Raw genomic sequence first — 23,421 nt, 5'->3', positions numbered from 1 at the left:
AGTGTCACCACCAAACACACCCGAAGTGTCACCGATGTCCTGATACAGAACTGTCACCAATGTCCTGCGACATGACACGCCATATCTGGGCCGATATGGCGTGTCGTCGCTGACAGCACGTGTTCTCGTTGAGTGAGCGACGGCCGCCCCGGGATCGGTTCCCGAGGCGGCCGTCGCGCGAGCGAGGCTACTTCTGCCAGATGTAGATGCGGCGCTGCTGCTCGTCCTCGTTGGCGGGCGAGAGGTCGATGCCCTTGCGGTCGCGCAGCAGCAGCGTCGCGATCAGCGAGACCGCGACGGTGCCGAGCAGGTACCACGTGATGCCCGTGGTGGACTTCGTCGCCGCGACGATGGCGGTCGCGATCGTCGGGGCGAAGGCGCCGCCGAAGATCGAGCCGATGGCATAGGCGATCGCGACGCCCGAGAACCGCACCGACGCCGGGAACAGCTCGCTGTACCAGGACGACTGCGCGCCGTAGGTGAGGCCGAGACCGAGCCCCAGCAGCACGACGGCGAAGGTCAGTCCGCCGATCGTGGCCGTGCCGACGAGCGGGAACAGCGTCAGGACCGTGATCGCCAGCGCGATCCATCCGACGATGTACACGTTGCGGCGCCCGAAGCGGTCCGACAGCGTGCCTGCCGCGAAGGTCGTCACCAGCCACGCGACGGCCGAGGCCACGATCGCCCACTGCACCGACGCGGGGTCGAGCGCGATGGGTCCCTCGGGGTTGCTCGCATAGGCCTGGATGAATCCGCCCGTGGTCATGTAGCCGACCGCGTTGTTGCCGACGAAGACGCCGGCCGCCAGCAGGACGAGCAGCGCGTAGCGCTTGAACAGGCTGACGACCGGGACCTTCTTCTGCTCGTGGCGCTCGGCGATCTCCTCGAAGACCGGGCTCTCCTCGACGCGGCGGCGCACCCAGTAGCCGACGAAGATCAGCACGAAGCTGAGCAGGAACGGCACGCGCCAGCCCCAGCTCAGGAAGCTCTCCTGATCCGGCGCGATCACGCGCATCACGCCGAGCACGGCGCTCGCGAGCAGCAGGCCGATCGGCACGCCGATCTGCGGCATGGCGCCGAACAGGCCGCGGCGGTGCTTGGGCGCGTGCTCGACGGCCATCAGCACGGCCCCGCCCCACTCGCCGCCGGCCGACAGGCCCTGCAGGATGCGCAGCGTGACGAGAAGGATCGGTGCCGCGACGCCGATGCTCGCGTACGTGGGGAGGGCGCCGACGAGCATGGTCGCGCCGCCCATCAGGATCAGCGTGAGCACGAGCATCGGGCGGCGGCCGATCTTGTCGCCGAAGTGCCCCGCCAGGAACGCCCCGAGCGGACGGAACAGGAAGCTCACCCCGATCGTGATCGTCGACCAGATCGGCGCGAGCTCCTTGCCGGCCGGCTCGAAGAACAGCACGGCGAACACCGAGCTGGCGGCGAACGCGTACGTGAAGAAGTCGTACCACTCGACCGTGGTGCCGACCACCGTGGCGAAGGCCACGCGGCGACGGTCGACGGGGCTGGAGATGGTGCCGGTCGGCGTGAGCGGACCGGGGGCTGCGTCTCGGGCAGACATGTGACCTCCGTTGGTCGGGACGTGCGGCGCCTCTTCGCGCCGTTCGCGGGGAGCGTCGCCGCTCTACTGCTTGTTCGAATATAGAACGGCGTGTTCGAATACGGAATCGGTCGATTCCGGATGCGAGGCTACACCACGAACGGACGTCAGGCCAGAGATAAGCGACCGGATGGTCAGTATTCCCGTCGGCGACGACCCGCGTGCGAGCGGAGCGAGCGTGGAGCGAACCAACTCACGCGGGCGCGAGGCGCACGCCGGCCGACGCGAGGCGCGCTACAGAGAGCCGAAGCCCTCGCCGATGAGCTCGATGAGCTCCTCGCGCTCCTCGACCGGCAGGAACGCGCCCGCGGCGGCGTTCAGCTGGAACGTCTCGATGTCGTCCAGGCCGTAGCCGAACGCCGCGACGAGCTGCGCGAGCTCGCGCGTGAGCGACGTGCGGCTCATGAGCCGGTTGTCCGTGTTGACCGTGACGGCGAAGCCCAGCTGGTACAGCAGGTCGAACGGGTGGTCCTCCAGCTGCGTGCCCCACGCCGCGATCGCGCCGGTCTGCAGGTTGGACGACGGTGACAGCTCGAGCGGGATCTCGCGGTCGCGCACCCAGCGCGAGAGGTCGCCGAAGCGCACGCGCACCTCCTCGCCCTCGCGCGCGACGACATCCAGGTCCTCCGCGATCCGCACGCCGTGGCCGAGACGCAGGGCACGGCCGTCGAGCAGGGCGGAGCGGATCGAGTCGAGCCCCGCGCCCTCGCCCGCGTGGATCGTCGACGGCAGGAAAGCGCCGCCGACGATGTCGATCGCCTCCCGGTGACCCGATGCCGGGAACCCGTCCTCGGGCCCGGCCAGGTCGAAGCCGACCACGCCCTCGTCGCGGAACTCCACGGCCAGGCGCGCGACGTCGGCCGAGCGGGCGTTCTGGCGCATGGCCGTCAGCAGCTGTCCCACGCGGATGCTGCGTCCGGCGTCGTCGGCGGCGTCCTCGCCCTCCTCGATGCCCTCCTGCACGGCCTCGACGGCTTCCTCGAGCGTCAGGCCGCCGGCCACGTGCAGCTCGGGTGCCCAGCGCACCTCGCCGTAGATCACGCCGTCCTCGGCGAGGTCCTCGACGAACTCGCGCGCGACGCGCGTGAGGCCCTCGCGCGTCTGCATCACGGCGGTGGTGACGGAGAACGTCTCGAGGTACTTCTCCAGCGATCCGGAATCGCTCTGCCGCGCGAACCACGAGGCGAGGCGCGCGGGATCCGTCTCGGGAAGGTCCACTCCCGCCGCGTCGGCGAGCTCGACGATCGTGTCGGGGCGCAGTCCCCCGTCCAGGTGGTCGTGCAGCGAGACCTTCGGCAGGCTGCGGATCGACACACCCTCCACGCGGGCGTCTCCGAACGGATCGATCATGGTGCGCTCCTCGCGGCTGGTGTGGGCGGTCCGGTGATCAGGATGTGGCCGTGATGCGCTCGCGCACAAGCGGCGCGTCCCCGGGCGCGGCGTCGCCGAGCTCCCAGGCGCCCTCGAGGGAATCCAGGGCGCGCGCGAAGCGGCTGTCGTCGGGGCCGCCGAGCGTGAACAACGGCTGGCCCGCGGTCACCCGGTCGCCGGGCTTGGCGTGCAGGTCGATGCCCGCCGAGTGCAGCACGGGATCCTCGGCGCGCGCGCGACCGGCGCCCAGGCGCCAGGCCGCGACGCCGAAGCCGTACGCGTCGATCCGCGTCACGAAGCCGTCGCGCGGGGCGACGATCGTGTGCGTCTCCGCGGGCACCGGCAGCGCGGCGTCCGGATCGCCGTCCTGCGCCACGATCATGCGGCGCCACGCGTCCATGGCGCGGCCGTCGCGGAGGGCCTCCTCCACGTCGGCGTCGGGCCGCCCCGCCAGGGCGAGCATCTCGCGCGCGAGCGCGACCGTGAGCTCCACGACGTCGGCGGGACCGCCGCCCGCGAGCACCTCGACCGACTCCCGCACCTCGTTCGCGTTGCCGATCGCGAGGCCCAGCGGGGTGTCCATGTCGGTCAGCAGCGCGGTCGTCCGCACGCCCGAGTCGGTGCCGAGCTCGACCATGGTGCGGGCGAGCTCGCGCGCGCGGTCGAAGTCGCGCATGAACGCGCCCGATCCGAACTTCACGTCCAGGACGAGCGCGTCCGTGCCCTCGGCGATCTTCTTCGACATGATGCTCGACGCGATCAGCGGGATCGCCTCGACCGTGCCGGTCACGTCGCGCAGGGCATAGAGGCGCTTGTCCGCCGGGGCGAGCCCGGACCCGGCCGCGCAGATCACGGCGCCGACGTCGCGCAGCTGCGCGGTCATCTCCTCGTTCGACAGCGCGGCGCGCCACCCGGGGATCGACTCGAGCTTGTCGAGCGTGCCGCCCGTGTGGCCCAGGCCGCGACCCGACAGCTGCGGCACCGCGACGCCGAACGCCGCCACGAGCGGCGCGAGCGGCAGCGTGATCTTGTCGCCCACGCCGCCCGTGGAGTGCTTGTCGACCGTGGGCTTGCCGAGCCCGGCGAAGCTCATCCGCTCCCCCGACGCGATCATCGCGTCGGTCATGACGCGGATCTCGTCGCGGTCCATCCCGTTCAGCAGCACGGCCATCGCGAACGCGGCCATCTGCGAGTCGGCGACGTAGTCGCGCGTGTACGCGTCGATCATCCAGCGCAGGGCGTCCTCGTCGACCCGGCCGCCGTCGCGCTTGGCGCGGATGACGTCGACGGCGTCGAACGCCTCGACCTCGCTCATCGTCCCGCCTCCTCGAGGTCGCGCGGGCCGAACGCGTCCGGCAGCACCTCGTCGATCGTGCGGATGCCCGAGATCGTCTCGAGCAGCATGCCCGGCACGGCGTGCTCGAACAGCAGCTGGCGGCACCGGCCGCACGGCATGATCGTGGCGCCCTGGCCGTCCACACACACGAAGGCGACCAGCCGGCCGCCCCCGCTCCGGTGCAGCTCGGAGACCAGGCCGCACTCGGCGCACAGCGTCACGCCGTATGCGGCGTTCTCCACGTTGCAGCCGGACACGATCCGGCCGTCCGAGGCGAGCGCGGCGGCGCCGACCTTGTAGCGCGAGTACGGGGCGTACGCGTGCTGCATGGCCTCGGTCGCGACGGCTCGCAGCTCGTCCCAGTCGACGTCTCCGGACCAGGCGTTCTCGTCTGTCATCTCATCCCTTGGTGTACGGCTTGCCGACGGCCCTCGGCGCGACCACGCGGCCCGCCACGAGCGTCACCGCGAGGATCGTCACCACGTACGGCGTCATCTCGATCAGGTCGGACGGGATCGCCGCGCCCGCCTGGTTGGTCCAGATGCGGAAAGCCGATGCGAATCCGAAAAGCAGCGCGGCGAGCGCCGCGTAGATCGGGTGCCAGCGGCCCAGGATCACGGCCGCCAGCGCGATGAAGCCGTTGCCGGCGCTCATCTCGTTCACGAACGCCCCGACCGATCCGATCGTCATCGCGGCGCCTCCGAGGCCCGCGATGAGGCCGGCGATCGTGACCGTCCAGAACCGCCAGCGGTTGACGTCGATGCCGACCGTGTCGGCCGCCTGCGGGTGCTCGCCGAGGGCGCGCACCCGGAGGCCGACCTTCGTCTTGAACAGGACGAACCACACCGCCGGGACGATGAGGAACATCAGATAGGTCGTCAGGCGCTGGTCGAACAGCACGGGGCCCAGCACCGGGATGTCCGCGAGCAGCGGGATCCGCAGGCGGGGCAGGGTGCCGGGGTCGTTGTAGGTCTGCGCCTCGGGGCCGAGCACGGTCGCGTACAGCAGCTTCGTGACGGCCGTGACGAGCCCGATGAGGACCACGCCGACGATCACCTGGTCGACGACGTACACGATCGCGAACGCGGCGAGCACCATCGAGATGAGCGCGCCCGTGATCATCGCCGCGACGAGTCCCGCGATCTGGCTGCCCGTGACGGACGAGACGAGCGCGGCCGTGAACGCGCCGCCGAGCAGCTGCGCCTCGATCGCGATGTTGACGACGCCCACGCGCTCGCCGATGACGCCGGCCATCGCGCCGAGCACGATGGCCGTCGACAGCGCGACGGTGTTGGTGAGCAGGAACGGCAGCAGCACCTGGCCGCCGGCGCCGACCCACGCGGTGAGGCTCGCGAGGAACGCGATCGCGACGACGAGGGACGCCCAGATCCCGACGCGACGGCGCAGCCACGCGCGCCGGATGGCCCACGCGGCGACCAGCACGGCGATCCCGCCGAGCACGAGGCCGAGCACGCGCGGCACGGCGGGGCTGGGCGGCACCACGACGGCGTCGCCCGAGCCGGACCAGACGAACGCGGTCGGCTCGTCGCGACCGAGCAGGCCGAAGACGACGAGCGTCAGGATCGCGACGACCGCGAGCACGACGGGGGTGCGCCACGAGCGCGGCGGCAGCGGCACGATGTGCGAGGCCGCGGGGGCGGTGTCGACGGCGGCGGCGGTCATCGCGTCTCCTCCTTCGGCTTCGGCAGGAACGGCACGATCTGGCGGATGAGGGGCGGCGCGGCGATGAACAGCAGGATCATGCCCTGCATGACGCTCAGCACCTCGGGCGACACGTCCGCGACCTGCATGGTCGGGCTCGCGGCCTTGAACGCGCCGAACAGCAGCCCGGCGAACAGCACGCCGAGCGCGCCGTTGCCGCCCACCAGGGCGATCGTGATGGCATCGAATCCGATGCCGGCGTCGATGCCGGGGCCGTAGTTGCCCTCGCGGCCGATCGCCTGGTTCAGACCCGCGAGGCCGACGAACAGTCCGGAGATCACCATGGCGAGGATCGCCGTGGTCTCGACGTTCACGCCCGCCGCGCGCGCGGCCTCCGGGTTCGCCCCCACCATGCGCAGCCGGAAGCCGAGCGTGGAGCGCTCCATCAGCCACCAGAACACGACGACCGCGAGCAGGCAGGCGACGAACGACCAGCGCAGATCGAAGCCCTCGCCGAGCAGCAGCGGGAAGACGGCCGTCGGATCGGGCGCGATCGTCGCGGGGTTCTGCCCCTCCGACATGTCGTGGAGGATCGGCGTGCGCATGAGGAACGTCACGAGCGAGACGGCGATGTAGTTCATCATGATCGTCACGATGACCTCGTGCGCGCCCGTGCGCGCCTTGAGGAATCCCGCGATGCCGGCCCACAGCCCCGCGGCTGCGAAGCCGAAGACCATCGCCACGAGGAGGTGCAGCACCCACGGCAGGTGCAGCTGGCTCGCGGCGAACGACGCCCACGCGGCCGCCATGAGCATCTGCCCCTGGCCGCCGATGTTGAACAGCCCCGTGCGGAAGGTGACCGCGAGCCCCAGGCCCGCGGCGATCAGCGGGCCCGCGAAGCGCAGCGTCTCCGTGAGCGGACGGATCGCGCGGGCGAAGTCCTCGGCGCGCGTGTTCCAGATCGCGCCGCGGATCAGGGCGTCCCACGCCGTGGCGACCGCCGCGCCGGCCTCCCGGAAGAAATCGCTCGGGCGCGCGAACAGGTAGCCGAGCGTCGGGCGCACGTCCTCGTTCGTGAAGACCACGAGCAGCAGGCCCACGACGAGCGACAGCGCGATCGCGACGAGGGTGCGGACGACGCTTCCCTCCCCGAGATCGCGCAGGAACGCGCGCATGCGGTCGGGGCGGTCCCCCGCCGGCGGCTGCGGATCGGTCGGCGTCGGGTCGGTCGTGACCGCGGTCATGCGTGCACTCCTGCCATGAGCTGTCCGAGCTGGTCGCGGGCGGTGTCGCCCGGCACGATCCCGATGATCGACCCCTGGTACATCACGGCGATCCGGTCGGCCAGTGCGGACACCTCGTCCAGCTCGGTCGAGATGATGAGCACGGGCACGCCCGCGTCGCGGACCGCGACGATCCGCTCGTGGATGAACTCGATGGATCCGACATCGACGCCGCGCGTGGGCTGCGACGCGATGAACAGCTTCAGGTCGCGCGCCATCTCGCGGGCGATCACGACCTTCTGCTGGTTGCCGCCGGAGAGCTTCCCGACCGCGACGTGCGGTCCCTGCGTGCGGATGTCGAACTCGGCGATCGCAGCGTCGGCGAACGCGTCGCGAGCCGCGAAGTCGATGCCCCAGCCCCTCACGAACGGGCCGTGGAAGCTGCGGTCGAGCATGAGGTTCTCGGCGACGCTGAACTCGCCGACGAGGCCCTCGACCTTGCGGTCCTCGGGCACGAAGCCGACGCCCTCCTCGAGCACGCCGCGCACGGTGCGGCCGAGCAGCTCCTCGCCAAGCAGCCGGACGGATCCCTTGACATGCTTGTGCAGGCCGACGATCGCCTCGGCGAGCTCGGTCTGGCCGTTGCCCTGCACGCCGGCGATGCACAGCACCTCGCCGGCGCGGATCGTGAACGAGACGTCGTCGAGCAGGCGTGCCCCATTCGGGGCGAACAGCGTCAGGTCCTCGACGACGAGGGCGTCCTCGCCCGCCTTCGGGGGGTTCTTGCGGACGGTCAGCTCGACGTCGCGGCCCACCATCAGCGAGGCGAGCTCCTGGCTGGACGCCGCCGGATCCGCGTCTCCGACGACGCGGCCGAGCCGGATCACGGTGATGCGGTCGGCGACCGCCTTCACCTCCCGCAGCTTGTGCGTGATGAACACGATCGAGGTGCCGGCCTCCGCCAGCTGCCGCATCGTGACCATCAGCTCGTCGGTCTCCTGCGGCGTCAGGACAGCCGTCGGCTCGTCCAGGATGAGCACGCGCGCGTCGCGTGAGAGCGCCTTGACGATCTCGACGCGCTGCTGGACGCCGACGGGCAGATCGCCGACGACGGCGTCGGGATCGATGTCGAAGCCGAACCGCGCCGAGATCTCGCGCACGCGCCGGCGCGCCGTGGCGAGGTCGAGCACGCCGCCCTTGGTGGGCTCGTGGCCGAGCATGACGTTCTCGGCGACCGTGAAGACGGGGATCAGCATGAAGTGCTGGTGGACCATGCCGACGCCGGCGGCCATCGCATCGCCGGGTCCCTTGAAGTGCACCGCGACGTCGTCCAGCAGGATGTCGCCCTCGTCGGGCTGGTACAGCCCGAACAGCACGTTCATGAGGGTGGACTTTCCCGCGCCGTTCTCGCCCAGCAGTGCGTGGATCTCCCCGGGTTCCACCACCAGGTCGATGCCGTCGTTGGCGGTCAGCGTGCCGAATCGTTTGGTGATACCGCGCAACTCGAGTTTCATGGTCTCCCCATCCTTCCCGAAGTCCTTCCCACTCGGAAGAGACGGGCGCCCGGTGCGATCCGCACCGGGCGCCCGTCGGGCCCCGCTTCTGCTCAGCCCTGGTTCTTCGTGAGCGTGATCTCGATCTCGCCGTCGGTGATCTGCTGCGACAGCTCGTCCAGCTTCGTCACGACGTCCGCCGGGACCTTGTCGGCGAAGGCGCCGAAGTCCGACAGGCCGGTGCCGTCGTTCTCGAGCGTGCCGAAGTAGGGCTCAGCCGTGAAGGAGTCGTCCTTCGTCTCCGAGATGATGTCGAACACGGCCTGCGTCATGCGCTTCTCGACCGAGGTGAGCGTGATGTCGGCGAGCTGCGGCTGCGTGACCGCGATGTCCTTGTCGACGCCGAGGAGCACCGCGTTCGGGTCCGAGCCCTCGCGGATCGCCTCCGCGGTGGCCGTGAACAGACCGCCCGCGACCGGGAAGATCACGTCGGCGCCGGCGGCGAGCTGGCCGTTGCTGATCGACTTGGCCTCCTCGGTGTTGGCGAAGTCGCCGACGAAGTCGCCGGTGGCCGTGGCGGGGTCCCAGCCGACGACCTTGACGGGCGTGCCCGACTCCTCCTCGTACTTCTTGGCGCCCTGGTAGAAGCCGTCCATGAAGGAGGTGACCGAGTCGATCTGGAGGCCGCCGTAGGTGCCGACGACCTTCGAGGTCGAGTACGCCGCCGAGAGGTAGCCGGCGAGGTAGCTCGACTGCTCGGTCGCGTACATGATCGGCTTGACGTTGTCCTCGCTGCCGCCGGGCCATCCGTCGAGCCACGCGAACTTCGCGTCGGGGTTCTCGTCCGCGATGTCGAAGATGACGCCGTTCGTGCCGCCGAGCGAGAAGTTGAAGCCGATCGCGAACGTGATGTCGCAGCCGTTGTCGACCATGGCGGTGAGGTTCGGGACGAAGTCCTCGGCGGATGCCGACTCCGCGTCGTCGATCTGAACGCCCAGCTCCGACTCCGCCTGCTGCAGGCCGGCGAACGCCGCCTCGTTGAAGCTCTTGTCGTTCCAGCTGCCCTCGTCCGAGACGGCGCAGGCGAGGAAGTCGTCCGCGGGCTCGGGCGCGGCGGAGCCGCCGGGCGCGTCGTCTTCGGGTGCGGCGCCGCAGCCGGCGAGAAGGATCGCCGAGCCGACGATCGCGAGGCCGGCGAGCGCGGCCTTCCGGGTGGTCCTGATCACACTGTCCTCCAAGAAGTGCTACGGCCCCGGCGGGGAGGCGGGGCGTACGCTGCCCCGTCCGGGTGCGGGGCGATACGCTCACCGTACATAACGCCGACCGTGCATTTCGCACGGATCGACCCCCCGAAACGCGATAGTTACAAACCCGTCTCCGGGCGAGCGGTTCCGGTCGAGCCGCGGTTCAGAGCACCCGGCCGTCGCCGCGCGACTGCAGGGTGCCCACGACGCTCTTCACGCGCTGGGCGTGCTCCCCGGTCGTGACGAGCAGCGCGTCCTCGGTGTCGACCACGATCAGCCCCTCGACCCCGACCACCGCGATGATCCGGTTCGTCTGCGAGACGACGAGGCCCGTCGACTCGTCGGCGAGCACCATCTCGTTGCGGCCGAGGATCGACATCTGATCCGAGCGCCCGCCGGAGATCAGCTTCGCGAGGCTCGCGAAGTCGCCCACGTCGTCCCAGTCGAAGTGACCGGGGACGACCGCGAGCCGGCCCTTGTCGGCGGCGGGCTCGGCCACGGCGTAGTCGATCGCGATCTTCTTCAGGCTCGGCCAGACGCGGTCGGTCACCTCGGCCCGCCGATCCGTGTCCCACGCCTCGGCGATCTCCAGCAGTCCCGCGTGGAGCTCGGGCTCGTTCGCGGCGAGCTCGTCGAGCAGCACGTCGGCGCGCGAGATGAACATGCCCGCGTTCCAGAGGAAGCTGCGGTCGGCGTAGTACCGGCGGGCGGTCTCGAGATCGGGCTTCTCGACGAAGCGCTCGACGATCGCCGCCATGGGCGCGCCCTCGATGTCGATCTCCGAGCCCAGCTGGATGTAGCCGAAGCCGACGGACGGCTCGGAAGGCGCGATCCCGATCGTGGAGATGTAGCCCGCGCGCGCGGCCGCGACGGCCTGCTGCACCGCGAACTCGAAGGCGCGCTGGCGCTGGATGTGGTGATCGGCCGCGAACGAGCCGATGATCACGTCCGGCTCGCGCCGCACCAGGATGGCGGCCGCCAGCCCGATCGCGGCGGCAGACTCGCGCTGCGAGGCCTCGATGAAGACGTTGCGCTCGGGGATGTCGGGGAGCTCCTCCTCGACCTTGTGCTCGTGGGCCTTGCCCGTGACCACCGCGATGCGATCGGGGCCGGTCAGCGGGAGCAGGCGGTCCCACGTGTTGCGCAGCAGCGAGACGCCCGATCCGGTCAGATCGTGCAGGAACTTGGGCGTCTCGGCCCGGGACAGCGGCCAGAGCCGAGAGCCGACGCCCCCCGCCGGGATCACTGCGTAGAAGTCATCGATCGGCTCAGCCATGCGGCCAGGCTACCGGGCGGGAAGCGGTCGAGAAGAACTTCCCTAACTATCTCGATGTCGAGATAGTTAGGACCGCCTTCATCGCGGTGTTCGCGGGTGGCGAAGTAGAGTTGGGGTGCCCACGGCCGCCCTGCGCGCCATCCGGGCGATGGCCTCGCAACGATCAGGGAGGAACGACGTGTCCGCTCCTACGCGTACGACATTGTCGGTGACGGAGACCACTTCGAAGGTCCCACGAGGAACTCTCTACCGCGGCCGCGAGGGCATGTGGTCGTGGGTCCTGCACCGCATCACGGGTGTCGCGATCTTCTTCTTCCTCCTGGTGCACGTGCTCGACACGTCGCTGATCCGGGTCTCCCCCGAGGCGTACGACGCCGTGATCGGCACGTACAAGCACTGGATCATGGGCCTCGGCGAGATCGCCCTCGTCGGCGCCATCGTCTTCCACGCCTTCAACGGCCTGCGGATCATCCTGGTCGACTTCTGGGCGAAGGGCGCCAAGTACCAGCGTCAGCTGTTCTGGGGCGTCATCGCGGTGTGGGTCGTCGCCATGGCCGGCTTCGTGCCCCGCCAGCTCATCAACACGTTCTCGCACATGGGAGGGGCGCACTGATGACCGCCGACACCCTCGCCGCGCCCCGCGCGCCGCACAGCGCCCCACGCAACAGGGGCGTCAACCTCGAGAAGTGGGGTTGGATCTACATGCGCGCCTCGGGCGTGGTGCTGATCGTGCTGATCTTCGGCCACCTGCTCGTGAACCTGGTGCTGCCCGAGGGCGGCGTCCAGGCGCTCAACTTCGCCTTCGTCGCCGGCAAGTTCGCCACGCCGTTCTGGCAGTGGTGGGACGTGCTGATGCTGTGGCTCGCGTTCATCCACGGCGCCAACGGCCTGCGCACGATCATCAACGACTACGTGCATCACGCGACGGCGCGCAAGGCGCTCGTCGCGGTGACGTGGATCGTCGTGGCCGTGATGATCGTGCTCGGCACGCTCGTGGTGTTCACGTTCGACCCGTGCCTCGGCGTCACGCCGGAGAGCACGCTGTGGGACATGTGCCAGGCCGCGGCCTGACAGGAATCGATAGGGATATGACCACGCAGACCAGCGAGTCCGTCGTGCGCGACGGCGTCCACTACCACCAGTTCGACATCGTGATCGTCGGCGCCGGCGGCGCCGGCATGCGCGCGGCGATCGAGGCCGGCCCCGGCGCCAAGACCGCCGTGATCACGAAGCTCTACCCGACCCGCTCGCACACGGGCGCGGCGCAGGGCGGCATGGCCGCGGCGCTCGCGAACGTCGAGGAGGACTCGTGGGAGTGGCACACGTTCGACACCGTCAAGGGCGGCGACTACCTCGTCGATCAGGACGCCGCGGAGATCCTGGCCAAGGAGGCGATCGACGCCGTCATCGACCTCGAGAACATGGGCCTGCCGTTCAACCGCACGCCCGACGGCAAGATCGACCAGCGCCGCTTCGGCGGTCACACGGCCGAGCACGGCAAGACGCCGGTGCGCCGCGCCTGCTATGCGGCCGACCGCACGGGCCACATGATCCTGCAGACGCTGTTCCAGAACTGCGTCAAGCTCGGCATCAACTTCTTCAACGAGTTCTACGCGCTCGATCTGATCACGGTGAAGGACGCCGACGGCAAGACGCAGATCGCCGGTGTGGTCGCGTACGAGCTGGCCACGGGCGAGCTGCACGTGTTCCACTCCAAGGCCGTGATCTTCGCCACCGGCGGCTTCGGCAAGATCTTCAAGACCACCTCGAACGCCCACACCCTCACGGGCGACGGCGTCGGCATCGTGTGGCGCAAGGGCCTGCCGCTCGAGGACGTGGAGTTCTTCCAGTTCCACCCGACGGGTCTGGCCGGTCTCGGCATCCTGCTCACGGAGGGCGCCCGCGGTGAGGGCGCCATCCTGCGCAACGCGTCGGGCGAGCGCTTCATGGAGCGCTACGCCCCCACCATCAAGGACCTCGCCCCGCGCGACATCGTCGCGCGCTGCATGGTCCAGGAGGTGCGCGAGGGCCGCGGCGCCGGTCCGAACAAGGACTACGTGCTGCTGGACTGCACGCACCTGGGCGCCGAGGTGCTCGAGACGAAGCTCCCGGACATCACGGAGTTCGCCCGCACGTACCTGGGCATCGACCCGGTCGTCGAGCCGGTGCCCGTGATGCCGACCGCGCACTACGCGATGGGCGGCATCCCGACGAACAACGCCGGCGAGGTGCTCGCCGACAACGACACCGTCGTGCCGGGCCTGTACGCGGCCGGCGAGTGCGCGTGCGTGTCGGTGCACGGCGCCAACCGCCTCGGCACCAACTCGCTGCTCGACATCAACGTGTTCGGCAAGCGCTCGGGGCAGAACGCGGTCGAGTACGTCAAGACCGCCGACTTCGTGCCGCTCCCCGAGGACCCGGCCGCCGCCGTCCGCGAGCTGATCGAGGGCGTCCGCACCGCCAAGGGCACCGAGCGCATCTCTGACATCCGCAAGAAGCTGCAGGAGGAGATGGACGACAAGGCCCAGGTCTTCCGCACCGAGGAGAGCCTGACCGACGTCCTCGGCACGATCGCGGAGCTGCGCGAGCGGTACAAGAACATCTACGTCGACGACAAGGGCCGCCGGTACAACACCGACCTGCTCGAGGCCGTCGAGCTGGGCTTCCTGCTCGACATCGCCGAGATCGTCGCCTACGCCGCGCGCAACCGCCGCGAGAGCCGCGGCGGCCACATGCGCGAGGACTACCAGGCGCGCGACGACGAGAACTTCATGCAGCACACGATGGCGTACCTCACGGGCGACCCGCACTCGGCCGACCCCGAGGACCACATCAAGCTGGACTGGAAGCCCGTCGTGTTCACCAAGAACGAGCAGGGCGAGTTGAACTACCCGCCGATGGAGAGGAAGTACTGATGGCCGCCACCGCCGTCACCGAGAGCGCTCCTGCCGAGTCCGCCGACCCGGCCATCCAGTCGTACCTCGTCACGTTCATCATCCGGCGCTTCGACCCCGAGGTCGACAGCGAGCCGCGCTGGGTCGACTACGACGTCGAGATGTACTCGACCGACCGCGTGCTCGACGCGCTGCACCGCATCAAGTGGGACCAGGACGGATCGCTCGCGTTCCGCCGCTCGTGCGCCCACGGCATCTGCGGCTCGGACGCCATGCGCATCAACGGCCGCAACCGCCTCGCCTGCAAGACGCTGATCAAGGACCTCGACATCTCGAAGCCGATCTATGTCGAGGCGATCAAGGGCCTGCCGCTCGAGAAGGACCTCATCGTCGACATGGACCCGTTCTTCGCGGCCTACCGCGAGGTGCAGCCCTTCCTGGTGGCGAAGTCCGCGCCCGAGAAGGGCAAGGAGCGCGTGCAGTCGATCGCCGACCGCGCGATCTTCGACGACACCACCAAGTGCATCCTGTGCGCCGCGTGCACCTCGTCGTGCCCCGTGTTCTGGACCGACGGCCAGTACTTCGGCCCGGCCGCGATCGTCAACGCACACCGCTTCATCTTCGACTCGCGCGACGACGCCGGCGACGTGCGCCTGGACATCCTCAACGACAAGGAGGGCGTGTGGCGCTGCCGCACGACCTTCAACTGCACCGAGGCGTGCCCCCGTGGCATCGAGATCACCAAGGCGATCGCCGACGTGAAGCAGGCCGTGATGCGCGGCACCGAGAGCCAGAAGAAGTCGCTCAAGCTGATCCACGCGTCCTGATCGCTCACGCCTGACGCCTTCCCGGGCCCATCGACATCCGGATGTCGGTGGGCCCGGTTACGTTTGAGGCATGCCTCGCACGGTCCGCATCGCCTCTGTCAACGTCAACGGCATCCGGGCCGCCTCCCGCAACGGGATGGGCGCCTGGGTCGACGCCGCGCAGCCCGACATCATCACGCTGCAGGAGGTGCGCGGCGAGCTCGAGCACCTCGAGGCCGCGCTTCCGGGGTGGCGCGTCGTCGCCGACGCGTCGCTGCAGAAGGGCCGGGCCGGCGTGGCCATCGCGAGCCGCGAGGAGTGCGCGATCTCGCGCGTCGAGCTGGGCGACGACGCGCTCGAGTCCAACGGCCGCTGGATCGAGGCCGACTTCGAGTTCGGCGACGAGACGCTGACCGTCGTGAGCGCGTACGTCCCCACGGGCGAGGCCGAGACGCCCGCGAAGCAGGATCAGAAGTGGGCGTTCCTCGACGCCATGGAGCGCCGCCTGCCGGAGCTGTCCGCGGACGGCGGGCTCGCGCTCGTCACGGGCGACCTGAACGTCGGTCACCGCCCGCTCGACATCCGGAACTGGAAGGGCAACGTCAAGAAGGCCGGCTACCTCGCCCGCGAGCGCGCGTACTTCGACCGCTTCCTGACGCCTCTCGGCGAGCCGGTGACGGGCCAGGAGGGCATCGGCCGCGGGATGGGCGGTCAGCTCAGCGACACCCGCGCCTACAGCGAGGGCCGCACGGGCCTCGGCTGGGTCGACGTGGGTCGCGCCGCCGCGGGCGAGGTCGACGGCCCGTACACGTGGTGGTCGATGCGCGGCAAGGCGTTCGACAACGACACGGGCTGGCGCATCGACTACCACCTGGCCTCCCCCGCCCTCGCGGCCCGGGCCTCGGGCTATCGCGTCGACCGCGCGCCGTCCTACGACACCCGCTGGAGCGATCACTCCCCCGTCGTCGTCGACTACGAGTTCTGATCGCTCGCTTCGCTCGCACGTCGTGCCAGAGCACCTCAGCGGGCAAATAGGATCGTACGGTGACGAAACAGCGCCTCTACTCCGGAATGCAGCCTTCGGCCGACTCGCTTCAGATCGGCAACTACATCGGGGCTCTCCTGCAGTGGCGCGGCATGCAGGATCAGTACGACGCGTTCTTCTCGGTCGTCGATCTGCACGCCATCACCGTGCCGCAGGATCCCGCGATGCTGCGCGAGAAGACCCGCCGCACCGTCGCTCAGTACATCGCCGCGGGCATCGAGCCCTCGCGCTCGACGCTGTACGTGCAGTCGCACGTGCGCGCGCACGCGGAGCTCGCCTGGATCCTGTCGACCATCACGGGCTTCGGCGAGGCCGGCCGCATGACGCAGTTCAAGGACAAGTCGCAGAAGCAGGGCGCGGACGCGACGAGCGTCGGCCTGTTCACCTACCCGGTCCTGATGGCGGCGGACATCCTGCTGTACCAGACAGATGTGGTGCCGGTCGGCGACGACCAGAAGCAGCACGTCGAGCTGACGCGCGACCTGGCCGAGCGGTTCAACGCGCGCTTCGGCGAGACGTTCCGCGTGCCGAAGCCGGTGATCCAGGCCGAGACCGCGCGCATCTACGACCTGCAGGAGCCGACGGCGAAGATGTCGAAGTCCGCCGAGTCGCAGGCGGGAGTGCTGTGGCTGCTGGACGAGCCGAGCGTCACCGCGAAGAAGATCATGCGCGCGGTGACGGACAGCGACGGCACCGTGCGGTACGACCGCGCGGAGAAGCCGGGCGTGTCGAACCTGCTCACGATCTACTCGGCACTCACGGGCCGTCCGGTCTCCGAGATCGAGGACGAGTACGCGGGCCGCGGCTACGGCGACTTCAAGAAGGGCCTGCGCGACGTGGTCGTGGCGGAGTTCGAGCCCGTGCGCGCCCGCGCGCTCGAGCTGCTGGACGACCCTGCCGAGCTCGACCGGGTGCTGGCGGCCAACGCGGCGCGCGCCGCGGAGGTCGCCGACGCGACCCTCGCGACGGTCTACGAGCGCGTGGGCCTGCTGCGCCGTGGGTGAGCCGGTCGTCCTCCGGACCACCCGCCTCACCCTCTCCCGCCCGGTCGACTCCGACGTCGACGCGATCTTCGACGAGTGCCAGGATCCGGTGATCCAGTCGTTCACGACCGTCCCGTCGCCGTATGCGCGGGAGGACGCCGAGAAGTTCGTCGCGCTCGCGAGCCACTGGTGGGACGAGGGCTCGGAGCTCGTGTGGGCGATCCGAGACGCCGCGGGCCTCGCGGGCATGGTGGGCCTGCACCGCATCAAGGACGGCGCGGCCGAGCTCGGCTACTGGCTCGCGCCCGGCGCGCGCGGCCGGGGCTACGCCGCCGAGGCGACGACCGCGGTGGTGGACTTCGCCTTCGGCCCGCTGCGCCTGGAGCGCCTCGAGTGGCACGCCGTGGTGGGCAACACCGCCTCGGCGCGGGTGGCGCAGAACCTCGGCTTCCAGCTCGAGGGCATCCGCCGCCGCGGCCTGGCCGGCCACGGCCCACGCGTCGACGGCTGGATCGCCGGCCTCCTCGCCACGGACCCCCGCACCCCGCAGCCCTGGCCCGTCTGACCCGCTCCTTCCGCACAACGCAGGAGCGGGATCCGCATCCGGGTCCCATCCGGGGTCACGGTGCGCATCCGTCACATCCGTTCCTGCGTTGTGCAGATTCAGCGGCGACCGGCGGCGAGCAGGCCCCGGATGGCCTTGATCAGGATGTCGGGTGACGTGAACAGGAGGTGGGCGGTCGGCCGGAGGACGGCATAGCCCAGGGCGGCGAGCTCGAGGTCGCGCAGCCGGTCCGCGGCCTGCTTCTCCCAGCCCTCGTGGAACTCCCTGCTGTCGCACTCGATCACGATCCATCCGTCGACGACCAGGTCCACTCGTCCGACTCCGGGGATCCGCTTCTGCACCTCGACGGATCTCCCGGTCGCCCGCGCGATGAGCCGCGCGAATGTCTCGCTGCCGGACTCGGCCCTCCCGTCCACCAGACCGCGCAGCCTCTGGAACCGGGGCGGAAGCGACGCGAACAGCGCCGACAGATCGGTCTGGCGGATGAGTCCCTGGTGCAGCGCGCTGTCGATCGAGGCGAGGCCCGCACGTGGCCCCTGGCACCGCATCGCCTGGGCGAGGGCCTCGATGAGAGGCGCATTCACGTCGGCGCCGTCGGCATCCGACCCGCGCCAGTGCACCTGAATCGAGACGCCGTCCTCCGCACATCGGAGGCGCCGCTTCCGATCCGTGGCACTGCGCAGCCGCGATCCGCTCGGCGACACCTGGACATGCAGCCGCACGTCCTCCCGGTCGAGCACGAAGATGCCACGGGACCTCAGCACCGTCGTGCAGTCCACCCGGCCTCCGACGCGCGCGGCTCGCCGCTCGTCGAGCGTGGCGGAACGCCAGAGGTACACATTCCGACGCGCGCGGAACAGGTGACCGGACTCCAGCGCGTTCTCCACCTCCTGCCGCGTGTACCCGAGCCGGCGCAGCTCGGGGTACGTCACGCACACACCGGCGCGGCCGAATGCATCCTGTTCGAGAGCCGACATGCGGCCGATCCTGTCCGCCGCCAGACGCCGGATCAGCGGATCCACGGTGATGTGGATGGGGTTCCCGCGCGATGGGACCTGTGGACGAGTGCCCCGCCCGCGCTCCACCTGCACGACGCAGGACCGAAACCCGAGATCGGCCCCGGAGATCGCCACCAGCCTCACCCGCCACATCCGATCCTGCGTTGTGCGGATCTCGCGGCGTGGCCCGCCAGGACGGAGCACGGCCATCCGGGTCCAGAGGGGGATCCGGATCACGGCTCCCCCGGTCCGATACGGACCATCCGATCCGGAACGGCGTGCACAACGCAGGAGCGGATCCGCACCCGGGTCCCATCCGGTGTCTCGGGGCTCATCCGTCACATCCGATCCTGCGTTGTGCGGATCCGGCGCCGCGGGAGAGGATGACGGCATGCCGGAGATGCCCGAGGTGGAGGGACTGGTCGGGTTCCTTCGGGGGCGGACGATCGGTCTGGAGGTCGCGCAGGCGCGGCTCGCGCAGATCGCGGCGCTCAAGACGTTCGACCCGCGCCTCGACGAGCTCGTCGGGCGGACCGTCACGGCCGTCGAGAGGCACGGGAAGTTCCTCGACCTCGCGCTCGGCGACATGCACCTGGTGTTCCACCTCGCCAAGGCCGGGTGGCTGCGCTGGCACGAGGCGCTGCCGGCGACCGTGATCAAACCGGGTCGCTCCCCCATCGCGCTGCGGGTGGGCTTCGGAGACGGCTCGGGGTTCGACCTCACCGAGGCGGGCACGAAGAAGTCGCTCGCGGTCTACGTCGTGCGCGATCCGCAGCAGGTCGAGGGCATCGCCCGGCTCGGACCGGATCCGCTGGGCGACGACTTCACGCGCGAGACGCTGGCGGGGCTCCTGCAGGGGCGCCGCACCCAGATCAAGGGCGTGCTGCGCGACCAGCACACCGTCGCGGGCATCGGCAACGCCTACTCGGACGAGATCCTGCACGCCGCCCGCATGTCGCCCTACGCGCTCGCCGCCAACCTGGGCGACGAGGACGTCGACCGCCTCTACGCCGCGATGCGCGACACCCTGACCGAGGCGGTCGGGGCCGCGCGCGGCCGCCCACCCGCCGAGCTCAAGGACGCCAAGCGCCGCGGCATGAGCGTGCACGCCCGCGCCGGAGAGGCGTGCCCCGTGTGCGGCGACACCGTGCGCAGCGTCTTCCTCGCGGACCGCAGCTTCGAGTACTGCCCGACGTGCCAGACCGGCGGCAAGGTGCTCGCCGACCGCCGCCTGTCGCGCCTGCTCAAGTGAGGAAGCCGGATGACGGGAATGGATCCGACGCCCGCGCGTTCGGATAACCTGGGTGCAGCACACGTGCTCCGGGGTCGGTGAGAATCCGAACCGGCGGTGACAGTCCGCGAGCCGAAGCGCCACAGGCGCCAGGCCGATCCGGTGGAATTCCGGAACCGACGGTGATGTGCGGCGAGAGCCGCGCGAGTCCGGATGGGAGGCAGCACGGAGGCGCCGCGATCCACGATCGCGCCGCCTCCCGAGCGATGTTCGGCCCCGGTTTCGTCGAGGAGGGTCGGATGGCGCACAGCCGCGCAGAGGAGCGCGCGATGAGCCGCGCCCTCGAGCTCGCGCTCCGCGGGCCCCGCAGCCGCAACCCGCAGGTGGGCGCGCTGATCCTCTCCCCCGACGGCGAGATCCTCGCCGAGGGATGGCACCGCGGCGCCGGCACGGCCCACGCCGAGGTGGACGCGCTGAGCCACCTGCCCGAGGGCGGCGCCGCGGGCGCGACCGCGATCGTCACGCTCGAGCCGTGCAACCACACGGGCCGCACGGGCCCGTGCGCCGAAGCCCTGATCCGCGCGGGCGTCGCGCGCGTCGTGTACGCGCTCGACGACCCGGGCGAGGTCTCGGGCGGCGGCGGCCGGCGACTGCGCGCCGCCGGGGTCGACGTCGAGTCCGGCGTGCTCGCCGACGAGGCGCTCGCCCTGATCGGCCCGTGGCTGACCGCGACGAGACTCGGTCGCCCGCACGTCACCGTGAAGTGGGCGCAGAGCCTCGACGGTCGCGCGGCCGCGGCCGACGGCACCAGCCAGTGGATCACCGGACCGGCGTCGCGCGCGGACGTGCACGCCCGCCGCGCGCAGGCCGACGCGATCGTGGTCGGCACGGGCACGGTCCTGGCAGACGACCCGGCCCTGACGGCGCGCGACGGCGGCACGCTCCACCCCGAGCAGCCCGTCCCCGTGGTGATCGGCGCGCGCGAGACGCCCGCCGGCGCCGCGGTGCGCGCGCATCCGCACGAGCCCCTCTTCTACGACACGCACGACCTGGCGTTCGTGCTCGCGGACCTGTGGGATCACGGGCTGCACCGCGTGTTCGTCGAGGGCGGGCCGACGCTCGCCAGCGCGTTCATGGCGGCGGGCTACGCGGACCGGATCCTCGCGTATGTCGCCCCCGTGATCCTGGGCGGCCCGCGCGTGGCCCTCACCGACATCGGGGCGCCGTCGATCGACCGCGCCCTCCGCCTGCGCGTGACCGACCGGATCGCGCTGGGCGACGACACGCTCTATGTCGCGGAGCCGGCGTCATCCGGATCCGCCCCCGAAGAAGGAGATCGCTGATGTTCACCGGAATCGTCGAGGAGATCGGCCGCATCACGGCCGTCGAGCCGTCCGGAGACGGCGTGCGCCTGACGCTGCACGCACCGGGCGCCATCGAGGGCGTGCGCCACGGCGACTCGATCGCCGTGAGCGGCGTGTGTCTCACGGTCGTCGACTGGACGGGCGAGGGCTTCACCGCCGACGTGATGAAGCAGACGCTCGACATGTCGACGCTCGACGCCGCCCGCACGGGCACGCCGGTCAACATCGAGCGCGCCACCGCCGCCGGCGGGCGCCTCGGCGGCCACATCGTGCAGGGCCACATCGACGGCACGGGCGTGGTGCGCGAGGTCCGGCCCGGGGCGCAGTGGCGCGTCGTGCGGATCGGCCTGCCCGGCCATCTCGCCCCGCTCGTGGTCGACAAGGGATCGATCGCGGTCGACGGCGTCTCGCTCACGGTGAGCGCGGTCAGCGCCGCCGGCGCCGCCGACGCCTGGTTCGAGGTGTCGCTCATCCCCGAGACGCTCGCCGCCACGACGCTCGGGGAGCGCGCCCCCGGCGACCGCGTGAACCTCGAGACCGACATCCTGGCGCGCCACGTCCAGCGTCTGCTGGCGTTCGGCGCCTCCGCTCCCGATGCCGCGCGCCCCTGGTCGTTCGCGACCACCGAGGTGCCCGCCGCCGACTACTCCGTGCTCGACCCGTCCCTCGCCCCGGCCCGCGCCGTCGGCGGTTCCACAGAAGGAGGCTCCCTGTGACATCGAACAGCAGCCTGAACAACACCGACAGCGCCATCGAGCTCGGCTCGATCGACGAGGCCCTCGACGCGCTGCGCGCCGGCCGCCCGGTCATCGTCGCCGACGACGAGGACCGCGAGAACGAGGGCGACGTCGTCCTGTCCGCCGAGCTCGCGACCCCGGAGTGGGTCGCGTGGGCCGTGCGCTGGTCGTCCGGATTCCTCTGCGCCCCGATGCCGCAGGAGTACGCCGACCGCCTCGACCTGCCGCCCATGGTCGAGCACAACGAGGATGCCCGCTCCACCGCGTACACGGTCAGCGTGGACGCCGCCGTCGGCGTCACGACCGGCATCAGCGCGGCCGACCGCGCCCGCACGCTGAACGTGCTCGCCGACCCGGCGTCCGAGGCCAAGGACCTGATCCGGCCCGGGCACATCCTGCCGCTGCGCGCCGTCCCCGGCGGCGTGCGCGACCGCGCGGGCCACACGGAGGCGTCCGTCGAGCTCATGCGCCTCGCCGGTCTGGCGCCCGTCGCCGTGATCGGCGAGCTGGTCGCGGAGGACGGGTCCATGATGCGGATGCCCGGCCTCGTCGAGCTCGGCCGGCGCGAGGGGATCCCCGTGATCACGATCGAGCAGCTCATCGCCCACCTCGACGAGCACGACCCGCGCGGGGCCGACCGCCCCACGACGCGTCGCCAGGTGAGCCTGCGCGCCGACGCCACTGTGCCGACGGCGCACGGCACGTTCCGGTTCCTCGCCTACAAGGACCGCCAGACCGGCACCGACCACATCGCGGTCGTCTCGGGCGATCTGTCGGCCGAGGCGCCGCTCGTGCGCGTGCACTCCGAGTGCCTCACGGGCGAGGCGTTCGGCTCGCTGAAGTGCGAGTGCGGCCCCCAGCTCGAGGCCGCGCTCGACGCGATCGAGCAGGACGGCGGCGTGGTCGTCTACATGCGCGGCCACGAGGGACGCGGCATCGGCCTGATCAACAAGCTGCGCGCGTACGCCCTGCAGGAGCGCGGTCTCGACACGGTCGACGCCAACACGGCCCTGGGCCTGCCCGCCGACGCCCGCGACTACGCGGCTGCGGCCGGCATCCTCGCCGACCTCGGGATCGAGCGCATCCGGCTGCTCACGAACAACACCGACAAGGTGGCGCAGCTGCGCGGATTCGGGCTCGACGTGGTCGAGCAGGTCCCGCTGATCGTCGGGGTCGGCCCGAACAACCACCAGTACCTGGAGACCAAGCGCGACCGGATGGGCCACATCATCGGCGAAGAGGAGCTCGCCGACGCGATCGCGCGCATGCACGAGGGAGGAACGCGATGAGCGGACACGGAGCGCCCAAGGGCGCGCAGATCGACGGCACCGGGCTGGACGTGGTGGTCGTCGCCGGCGCCTGGCACGACGCCATCACGGACGGGCTGATCGCGGGCGCGCAGCGCACGCTCGAGGCCGCCGGCGCGACGCAGCACCTGGTGCGCGTCGCGGGGTCGTTCGAGCTGCCCGTCGTCGCGAAGGCCGCCCTCGAGGCCGGCGCCGACGCGGTCGTCGCGCTCGGCGTGATCATCCGCGGCGGGACGCCGCACTTCGACTTCGTCTCCTCGGCCGCGACCGACGG

22 protein-coding genes and 1 riboswitch are annotated in these 23,421 nt (G+C 70.8%); of the genes, 12 read left to right on the top strand and 10 right to left on the bottom strand.

Translation table 11 applies throughout. The features are described 5' to 3' along the window. Window positions 1-187: 187 nt before the first annotated feature. From AAD528_RS08440 to AAD528_RS08400, 9 genes are all read right to left on the bottom strand, one after another. Window positions 188-1,573: an MFS transporter gene (locus AAD528_RS08440; protein ID WP_345751627.1), complete on the bottom strand. Its 1,386-nt coding sequence runs from the start codon at window positions 1,571-1,573 to the stop codon at window positions 188-190. A gap of 273 nt (window positions 1,574-1,846) precedes the next feature. Further along, on the bottom strand, window positions 1,847-2,962 hold the full coding sequence (locus AAD528_RS08435) for an adenosine deaminase (protein WP_345751626.1): 1,116 nt from the start codon (window positions 2,960-2,962) through the stop codon (window positions 1,847-1,849). A gap of 37 nt (window positions 2,963-2,999) precedes the next feature. Next, the gene (locus tag AAD528_RS08430; RefSeq protein WP_345751625.1) at window positions 3,000-4,298 is read right to left on the bottom strand and encodes a thymidine phosphorylase; all 1,299 of its coding nucleotides are present in this window, start codon (window positions 4,296-4,298) and stop codon (window positions 3,000-3,002) included. Continuing rightward, a complete protein-coding gene (locus AAD528_RS08425; protein ID WP_345751624.1) occupies window positions 4,295-4,717 on the bottom strand; it encodes a cytidine deaminase in 423 nt (140 codons plus the stop codon). The genes AAD528_RS08430 and AAD528_RS08425 overlap by 4 nt, the downstream gene beginning before the upstream one ends. 1 nt (window position 4,718) lies before the next feature. Beyond that, on the bottom strand, window positions 4,719-6,002 hold the full coding sequence (locus AAD528_RS08420) for an ABC transporter permease (RefSeq protein ID WP_345751623.1): 1,284 nt from the start codon (window positions 6,000-6,002) through the stop codon (window positions 4,719-4,721). Continuing rightward, entirely contained in the window at window positions 5,999-7,225 is a 1,227-nt protein-coding gene (locus AAD528_RS08415; RefSeq protein WP_345751622.1) for an ABC transporter permease, read from the bottom strand. Before AAD528_RS08415 ends, AAD528_RS08420 begins: the two co-directional genes overlap by 4 nt. Further along, entirely contained in the window at window positions 7,222-8,718 is a 1,497-nt protein-coding gene (locus AAD528_RS08410; RefSeq protein ID WP_345751621.1) for an ABC transporter ATP-binding protein, read from the bottom strand. Before AAD528_RS08410 ends, AAD528_RS08415 begins: the two co-directional genes overlap by 4 nt. Window positions 8,719-8,810: 92 nt before the next feature. Then, window positions 8,811-9,923 carry a BMP family lipoprotein gene (locus AAD528_RS08405; RefSeq protein ID WP_345751620.1) on the bottom strand — a complete coding sequence of 371 codons (1,113 nt, stop codon included), beginning with the start codon at window positions 9,921-9,923 and terminating at the stop codon, window positions 8,811-8,813. A 181-nt stretch (window positions 9,924-10,104) separates the two neighbouring features. Then, on the bottom strand, window positions 10,105-11,217 hold the full coding sequence (locus tag AAD528_RS08400) for a mannose-1-phosphate guanylyltransferase (RefSeq protein WP_345751619.1): 1,113 nt from the start codon (window positions 11,215-11,217) through the stop codon (window positions 10,105-10,107). A gap of 178 nt (window positions 11,218-11,395) precedes the next feature. Here AAD528_RS08400 and sdhC point away from each other — a divergent pair, with 178 nt between their 5' ends. The 7 genes from sdhC to AAD528_RS08365 all read left to right on the top strand — a co-directional run bounded on the left by sdhC (window position 11,396) and on the right by AAD528_RS08365 (window position 17,510). Then, entirely contained in the window at window positions 11,396-11,830 is a 435-nt protein-coding gene (sdhC, locus tag AAD528_RS08395; protein WP_345751618.1) for a succinate dehydrogenase, cytochrome b556 subunit, read from the top strand. Beyond that, entirely contained in the window at window positions 11,830-12,288 is a 459-nt protein-coding gene (locus tag AAD528_RS08390) for a succinate dehydrogenase hydrophobic membrane anchor subunit (protein ID WP_345751617.1), read from the top strand. The genes sdhC and AAD528_RS08390 overlap by 1 nt, the downstream gene beginning before the upstream one ends. A 17-nt stretch (window positions 12,289-12,305) precedes the next feature. Further along, window positions 12,306-14,132 carry a succinate dehydrogenase flavoprotein subunit gene (gene sdhA, locus AAD528_RS08385; RefSeq protein WP_345751616.1) on the top strand — a complete coding sequence of 609 codons (1,827 nt, stop codon included), beginning with the start codon at window positions 12,306-12,308 and terminating at the stop codon, window positions 14,130-14,132. After that, window positions 14,132-14,938: a succinate dehydrogenase iron-sulfur subunit gene (locus tag AAD528_RS08380; RefSeq protein WP_345751615.1), complete on the top strand. Its 807-nt coding sequence runs from the start codon at window positions 14,132-14,134 to the stop codon at window positions 14,936-14,938. Before sdhA ends, AAD528_RS08380 begins: the two co-directional genes overlap by 1 nt. Window positions 14,939-15,008: 70 nt before the next feature. Further along, complete coding sequence (locus AAD528_RS08375) at window positions 15,009-15,902, top strand: exodeoxyribonuclease III (protein ID WP_345751614.1); 894 nt, start codon at window positions 15,009-15,011, stop codon at window positions 15,900-15,902. Window positions 15,903-15,961: 59 nt separating this feature from the next. Continuing rightward, window positions 15,962-16,966 carry a tryptophan--tRNA ligase gene (gene trpS / locus AAD528_RS08370; protein ID WP_345751613.1) on the top strand — a complete coding sequence of 335 codons (1,005 nt, stop codon included), beginning with the start codon at window positions 15,962-15,964 and terminating at the stop codon, window positions 16,964-16,966. After that, window positions 16,959-17,510 (top strand): GNAT family N-acetyltransferase, encoded by a 552-nt coding sequence (locus AAD528_RS08365; RefSeq protein WP_345751612.1) that lies wholly within the window; start codon window positions 16,959-16,961, stop codon window positions 17,508-17,510. The genes trpS and AAD528_RS08365 overlap by 8 nt, the downstream gene beginning before the upstream one ends. 98 nt (window positions 17,511-17,608) lie before the next feature. Here AAD528_RS08365 and AAD528_RS08360 read toward each other — a convergent pair whose 3' ends face one another. Further along, the gene (locus tag AAD528_RS08360; RefSeq protein WP_345751611.1) at window positions 17,609-18,487 is read right to left on the bottom strand and encodes a putative endonuclease domain-containing protein; all 879 of its coding nucleotides are present in this window, start codon (window positions 18,485-18,487) and stop codon (window positions 17,609-17,611) included. A gap of 412 nt (window positions 18,488-18,899) precedes the next feature. On the opposite strand from AAD528_RS08360, the gene AAD528_RS08355 reads away from it, so the two are divergent. From AAD528_RS08355 to AAD528_RS08335, 5 genes are all read left to right on the top strand, one after another. Next, on the top strand, window positions 18,900-19,760 hold the full coding sequence (locus AAD528_RS08355; protein WP_345751610.1) for an Fpg/Nei family DNA glycosylase: 861 nt from the start codon (window positions 18,900-18,902) through the stop codon (window positions 19,758-19,760). Window positions 19,761-19,819: 59 nt separating this feature from the next. Then, window positions 19,820-19,970: riboswitch (FMN riboswitch) on the top strand. Between the two features lie 68 nt (window positions 19,971-20,038). Then, window positions 20,039-21,082, top strand: coding sequence for a bifunctional diaminohydroxyphosphoribosylaminopyrimidine deaminase/5-amino-6-(5-phosphoribosylamino)uracil reductase RibD (gene ribD / locus AAD528_RS08350; protein ID WP_345751609.1), 1,044 nt, complete (start codon window positions 20,039-20,041; stop codon window positions 21,080-21,082). Then, window positions 21,082-21,819: a riboflavin synthase gene (locus AAD528_RS08345; RefSeq protein WP_345751608.1), complete on the top strand. Its 738-nt coding sequence runs from the start codon at window positions 21,082-21,084 to the stop codon at window positions 21,817-21,819. Before ribD ends, AAD528_RS08345 begins: the two co-directional genes overlap by 1 nt. A 35-nt stretch (window positions 21,820-21,854) precedes the next feature. After that, entirely contained in the window at window positions 21,855-23,129 is a 1,275-nt protein-coding gene (gene ribA / locus AAD528_RS08340) for a GTP cyclohydrolase II (protein WP_345751633.1), read from the top strand. Further along, window positions 23,126-23,421 (top strand): 6,7-dimethyl-8-ribityllumazine synthase (locus AAD528_RS08335; protein ID WP_345751607.1); only part of this gene is annotated, 296 nt, incomplete at its 3' end. The genes ribA and AAD528_RS08335, both read left to right, overlap by 4 nt.

Source organism: Microbacterium rhizophilum (genome assembly GCF_039605615.1).
Taxonomy (GTDB): Bacteria; Actinomycetota; Actinomycetes; order Actinomycetales; family Microbacteriaceae; genus Microbacterium; species Microbacterium rhizophilus.
This window is presented reverse-complemented; position numbering and strand designations above follow the sequence as displayed.

Bases quoted from the DNA above. Each gene is read 5' to 3' on its own strand.
- AAD528_RS08345 (WP_345751608.1), top strand. From the start codon at position 21,082: ATGTTCACCGGAATCGTCGAGGAGATCGGCCGCATCACGGCCGTCGAG.
- AAD528_RS08440 (WP_345751627.1), bottom strand. From the start codon at position 1,573: ATGTCTGCCCGAGACGCAGCCCCCGGTCCGCTCACGCCGACCGGCACC.
- AAD528_RS08380 (WP_345751615.1), top strand. From the start codon at position 14,132: ATGGCCGCCACCGCCGTCACCGAGAGCGCTCCTGCCGAGTCCGCCGAC.
- AAD528_RS08430 (WP_345751625.1), bottom strand. From the start codon at position 4,298: ATGAGCGAGGTCGAGGCGTTCGACGCCGTCGACGTCATCCGCGCCAAG.
- AAD528_RS08420 (WP_345751623.1), bottom strand. From the start codon at position 6,002: ATGACCGCCGCCGCCGTCGACACCGCCCCCGCGGCCTCGCACATCGTG.
- AAD528_RS08435 (WP_345751626.1), bottom strand. From the start codon at position 2,962: ATGATCGATCCGTTCGGAGACGCCCGCGTGGAGGGTGTGTCGATCCGC.
- sdhA (WP_345751616.1), top strand. From the start codon at position 12,306: ATGACCACGCAGACCAGCGAGTCCGTCGTGCGCGACGGCGTCCACTAC.
- AAD528_RS08415 (WP_345751622.1), bottom strand. From the start codon at position 7,225: ATGACCGCGGTCACGACCGACCCGACGCCGACCGATCCGCAGCCGCCG.
- AAD528_RS08410 (WP_345751621.1), bottom strand. From the start codon at position 8,718: ATGAAACTCGAGTTGCGCGGTATCACCAAACGATTCGGCACGCTGACC.
- AAD528_RS08390 (WP_345751617.1), top strand. From the start codon at position 11,830: ATGACCGCCGACACCCTCGCCGCGCCCCGCGCGCCGCACAGCGCCCCA.
- AAD528_RS08425 (WP_345751624.1), bottom strand. From the start codon at position 4,717: ATGACAGACGAGAACGCCTGGTCCGGAGACGTCGACTGGGACGAGCTG.
- AAD528_RS08355 (WP_345751610.1), top strand. From the start codon at position 18,900: ATGCCGGAGATGCCCGAGGTGGAGGGACTGGTCGGGTTCCTTCGGGGG.
- ribD (WP_345751609.1), top strand. From the start codon at position 20,039: ATGGCGCACAGCCGCGCAGAGGAGCGCGCGATGAGCCGCGCCCTCGAG.
- AAD528_RS08360 (WP_345751611.1), bottom strand. From the start codon at position 18,487: ATGTCGGCTCTCGAACAGGATGCATTCGGCCGCGCCGGTGTGTGCGTG.
- AAD528_RS08375 (WP_345751614.1), top strand. From the start codon at position 15,009: ATGCCTCGCACGGTCCGCATCGCCTCTGTCAACGTCAACGGCATCCGG.
- AAD528_RS08400 (WP_345751619.1), bottom strand. From the start codon at position 11,217: ATGGCTGAGCCGATCGATGACTTCTACGCAGTGATCCCGGCGGGGGGC.